The following is a 1,836-nucleotide window of genomic DNA, read 5'->3' on the forward strand; positions in this document are numbered from 1 at the left end:
GGCCATGGGCTCTCGCCCCCCTCCTTTTGCCACACGAGGCGCGCCAGCTCACGTGTTGTTGTTGGTGTGCGCCACGGCATTCGCTTCATCTTGTCAACCAGCCGCTCCAGCGATCCCGCGCGCTCCAGCTCCGTGAAGAAATGATGCGGCGTGACGCTACCGAGCCGGTGCAGCTCGGCCAGCTTCCACACATACGGATAGTCGACCATGAAATCGGATCGAGGCGAGGCCTTGGACAGTTCAGCCTCGGTCACGATGCCGCCGCCCACGTGCCGATCGGCCCTCTCGATGATTTGCCGCACCCTCGTTATCGACAAGCCATGTTCCTGCGCCAGGTCGGCGAAGCGCTTGCCTTTCAGAAAGCCTTCGACCAGGGCGACGTTCCTATCGACGGTCGGGCTAAATCCCCAACAGGCACGCAGTTTTTCCAGCATCATTGCGTTCGTTCATCCGGTTTGTTCACGCCCCCCGCAAACCCTAGCCGGCCAAATCGGCGCTTGGAAGCCCCATCAGGCTCACCTCATGGCCCGCTGCGAAGATGCGGGCGATCACCATGATCGTTGTCGACCGCCGACCTCGCGAATGTCGGCTTCGACCCTAGCGTCATGAGGCGCGGGGGGCTGGCGTTTCCGCAAGTCACGTTGCGAGCCGGTTCGGCGGCATTGATCCGTCGGATGGCGTCGGCAGTCCGCGAGGAACGCATGGCAAGGACCTTGCGACGTCGGTCGCTTATTGCGCCTTCGAAGCGTTTGGCAACCCTGACGATCCGGAATATCGATTCTGGGTCGATCTTTTTCTGAAACTTTCAAAAAAGAATCATGTCGGGTGGGCTTAGCCTATGGACGACCCTGTCGGACTTACGCGTATGACATTCAGATTCTCCTGACCGGCGACGTCACCGGCACTGCAAAACGTCGGACCTTATTCTTGGGCGTGAAGGTTGCCTGACAGGAGTCCATTGAAGTACGTTGCGCAACCCTCGTGGGGGCGCCTGCAGGGCAGGATGCCCCGAGATGGTAAGGTGATTTTGGCAGTGACGGAACTCGCTGGCGATGTTGAGGCCAATCTATCCGCATCGCACCAACTGATCGCCGATTATGGACATCCCACGGCGGCGCTGCAATCGTCCTAGCATCGAAGCACACCTTCGCGGGCGCGGCTGACCTGGACAACGAGTGGCCTCTCAAATCTGCTCAAGCCGGCCGTCTCATCCCCTGTAGATCCGGCGGCGACAGGCCTCGCCCGCGCTTATTTCCTCAGGCGAAAGGTTCGCCTGCATTCCCGCCGATGTCGTATCAGCTATGTTTCGAGTATCCGGTACCGTCGGTGAACTGCCGGATGAATATCATGCCAAATGGGCTTCAGGCGGACTATCCCAGGGTGGTGACCAAGCCTGAGTCAACTCACACTGTTTCATTAATCCCGGATATGCATGTTACAGTAACCCGGCCTGCTCGGCCTCACGGCGCAGATTCTGGCGCGGGCGCGGGCCGATCTGCTGGATCACCAGCCCGGCCGCGAGCGAGCCGAGGTCGCCGCAATCCTTAAGGCTGCGTCCGGTCGTGTAGCCGTAAAGGAAGCCGGCGGCATAGAGATCGCCGGCGCCGGTCGTGTCGACCAGCTCCTTGATCTTCGTCGCCTCAATGATGACGGTCTCGTCGCCGCGCACGATGACGGAGCCTTTCTCGGAACGGGTGACGGCGGCTATTCTGCAATCCTTGCGGATGGCGGCGAGCGCCTCCTCGAAGGAAGCGGTCTGGTAGAGCGACTTGATCTCATGGCTGTTGGCAAAGACGATGTCGACGGTGCCGGAGCGCATCAGCTCGAGGAACTCAT

Annotated in this window: 2 protein-coding genes; both read right to left on the reverse strand. The window is 60.5% G+C overall.

From position 1 onward, the window contains the following. Nucleotides 1–437 (reverse strand): hypothetical protein (locus EOA24_RS36450; RefSeq protein WP_127410736.1); only part of this gene is annotated, 437 nt, incomplete at its 3' end. A gap of 998 nt (nt 438–1,435) precedes the next feature. Then, nucleotides 1,436–1,836: PfkB family carbohydrate kinase (locus EOA24_RS36455; RefSeq protein WP_245501943.1), on the reverse strand; the 401-nt coding region annotated here is incomplete at its 5' end.

The organism is Mesorhizobium sp. M2A.F.Ca.ET.039.01.1.1, assembly GCF_003998035.1.
Lineage (GTDB): Bacteria > Pseudomonadota > Alphaproteobacteria > Rhizobiales > Rhizobiaceae > Mesorhizobium.